The organism is Mesorhizobium sp. M7A.F.Ca.CA.004.06.1.1, from assembly GCF_003999135.1.
In the GTDB taxonomy this organism is placed as follows: Bacteria; Pseudomonadota; Alphaproteobacteria; order Rhizobiales; family Rhizobiaceae; genus Mesorhizobium.
Genome location: NZ_RZPQ01000847.1, coordinates 1 through 2,391, shown reverse-complemented (window position 1 = coordinate 2,391; position 2,391 = coordinate 1). Strand labels below are relative to the sequence as shown.

At 66.4% G+C, this 2,391-nt stretch carries 3 protein-coding genes and 1 pseudogene; all 4 read right to left on the bottom strand.

From position 1 onward, the window contains the following. Nucleotides 1–61 precede the first annotated feature (61 nt). On the bottom strand, nucleotides 62–523 hold the full coding sequence (locus EN906_RS31070) for a MarR family transcriptional regulator (protein ID WP_127271007.1): 462 nt from the start codon (nucleotides 521–523) through the stop codon (nucleotides 62–64). Further along, nucleotides 520–1,104 carry an amino acid synthesis family protein gene (locus tag EN906_RS31065; RefSeq protein WP_127271009.1) on the bottom strand — a complete coding sequence of 195 codons (585 nt, stop codon included), beginning with the start codon at nucleotides 1,102–1,104 and terminating at the stop codon, nucleotides 520–522. The genes EN906_RS31070 and EN906_RS31065 overlap by 4 nt, the downstream gene beginning before the upstream one ends. Beyond that, nucleotides 1,097–1,981 carry a UPF0280 family protein gene (locus EN906_RS31060; RefSeq protein ID WP_127375642.1) on the bottom strand — a complete coding sequence of 295 codons (885 nt, stop codon included), beginning with the start codon at nucleotides 1,979–1,981 and terminating at the stop codon, nucleotides 1,097–1,099. The genes EN906_RS31065 and EN906_RS31060 overlap by 8 nt, the downstream gene beginning before the upstream one ends. Then, a pseudogene (locus EN906_RS31055) lies at nucleotides 1,981–2,391 on the bottom strand (6-hydroxynicotinate reductase); the annotation flags it as partial. The pseudogene EN906_RS31055 and the gene EN906_RS31060, both read right to left, overlap by 1 nt.

Genomic DNA, 2,391 nt, shown 5'->3' with positions numbered 1-2,391 from the left:
CTGAAGGACAACGGCCTCTGAGCCAAGCTTCCTGCCGGGTGCCTTTTTGGCGCCCGGCGGTCTAAGCCAGCTTCACCAGCAGCTTCATGAAGGTGGCGATCTCCTTGGCGGAGAGCGGTGCCAGCGTCTCCTGGGTGATCTCGCGCGCCAGCGGGATCAGGCGGTCGATGGCATCACGGCCTGCCGCGGTCAGATTGACCAGCAGCCGTCTCTTGTCGACCTCGTGCCTGGAAAGCTCGACCAGGCCGCGCGCCTTCAGCCGGTCGATGACGCCCTTCACCGTCGCCGCATCCATCGCGATCAGCGTGCCGAGCTGGTTCTGCGAGGTCTCGCCGACGTCACGCAGCTTGGCCAACGCCGCGAATTGCGGCGGCGTCAGATCGCCGATATGCGCGGCAAATATCGCCACATGGCGCTGATGCGCCTTGCGCAGGATGAAGCCGACCTGCTCCTGCAGCAGGTAATCCTGGTCGTCCGGCGCCTCGACCTCGACCAGCTTGAGCAGATTGTCCTCGCCGCTCACCGCAAGCCATCCCAGGCTTTGATGTCATCGGCCGCGAGACCACCCATGCGATTGTGGATGCGCGGGCCACAGGTCATGGCGAGGCAGAACAGGATTTCGTCTGGGCGCGGACCATCGCTGATGCCGACTTCCATGGCGTCGAAATGGCTGCGCACATAGGCGGCGTTGATGTGGCCGAGCGGTACATCGAGCTTTGAACCGAACGCGCCGACCTTCTTGGCCGACGGCACGATCGCCTTGGCGTCGCCGAGCCGTTCGCGCATGGCGTAGCCGCCGGGCACATGCCACAGCGCACCGTGCTCCAACTCGCCCGCCGTGCCGACAATGGCGCCCTTGCCGTAGCCGTCGATCTGCTTGACGTCGCCGCCGAGCGCCGCGATCAGCCGGTCGGCGAGCAACAGGCCGAGCGGCTTCAGATCGTCCATGGCGCTCTGCAAGTCTTCGACATAGCGCCCGGCGAACGGGTTTTTCACCAGGGCCATCGCGGCGGCGCGGCGGCGCGGCACCTGGGCCACCGGCCCGCCCTCGTGAAAAATCTCTTCGGTCAGCACCGCGATTTTGCGGATCGAAAACTCAGGCATGGGCAACTTCCTCCCTCGAACTTTTGTTGGTCGCGGCAAGCGCAACCGAGCCACTGATGCGGGCCTCACCGCCAAGAAACAGCGCCGATCCGGCAATCAGGCCGCGCCGGCGAAAATCTTCGGCGACGGCAAGGCCATTGTCCAGCGCCCGCGCCACTTCGCCAAGGGCAAGCGTGCCGACACCATGTGTCACCAGGCGCGCGCCGAGATCGCTGTCGGGCGACAATTCATGTGCGGGAATGCGCTTGATGGCGGGATTGCCGGGCAGGTCCACCGCGTTGGCAATGAGGGTCGCCGCCGCATCTGCCTCGGCGCCGGTCCGCGCGAGCACGGTGACGGCGTCGGCAATGCCAAGCGAGAAGGAGCGGCCGCGCCAGCCGCTGGTGGCAACGCCGCGAACGCCATCTTCCGCGCGGATCGTGATCCGGTCGGCCATGCCGTTACCGGTGCCGGCGACCGCCAATCCCATCGACTGTCCCCTGCCGATATGGATTGCGCAGTCGCCACCATTGTTGACATAGGCGCGATCGAGCTTGCGGCCGGCAAGCAATGCGGCGAGCGTTTCGTCGGCTACCGATCCCGCGACGGCGGCCATCGGTGTTATGAAGCATTCCGCCAGGGGCATGACGGCTGCTTCCATGCGGCGCGCCGTCGGGCCGGCGAAGCTGCGCGGCGCCAGGAAAAACGCCGGTAGTCGCAATTCGGGGAGCTCCTCGACCAGCTCCATCAGGATCGTCTGGAACCGCGCTACCGCCTGTTCATAGGCTCGGCGGCATTCATCCGCCTCACCAAAAACCTCGACGATCAGGTCGATCGGCCCGTGGTTGAGATGGAGCCGCTTGCCGTCCTGCAGCCAGTTGGCTTGCGGGCCTTGCATCACCCGGCCCCGTTCGAGCCGGCACGGCGTAGCTGCGCGAGTGGCGGCCATGGATTGGTGGCTTCGGCGCCTGTGCCGCGGCGCGGATTGAGGTACTCACCGCCTTTTGCGACAATATCCTCGACGCTGCGGATCTCGGCCTCGTACCCGCCGAGCCTGACATAGTCGTCGCGGCGCAGCGTGAACTCGATAGGCGCCACCAGCGCCGGCGTCGGCACATAGCCGAAGGCACCCTCAGGCACTCTGGTGACATCGACCATCAGCGTGATGCCGCCGCCCGGCCAGACATAGACCGGCGCGCCGCCGACCGTGACATAGGTGGTCAGGCCCTGAACCGAGCGGGTGAGATTGACCGGGTTTTCGGTGACGCCGGCCCGCAGCGAGCCGCCGGCGCCGCCGATGAACAGCAC

Excerpts from the sequence above, each read along its gene's own strand:
- EN906_RS31065 (WP_127271009.1), bottom strand. The coding sequence starts at position 1,104 with ATGCCTGAGTTTTCGATCCGCAAAATCGCGGTGCTGACCGAAGAGATT.
- EN906_RS31060 (WP_127375642.1), bottom strand. The coding sequence starts at position 1,981 with ATGCAAGGCCCGCAAGCCAACTGGCTGCAGGACGGCAAGCGGCTCCAT.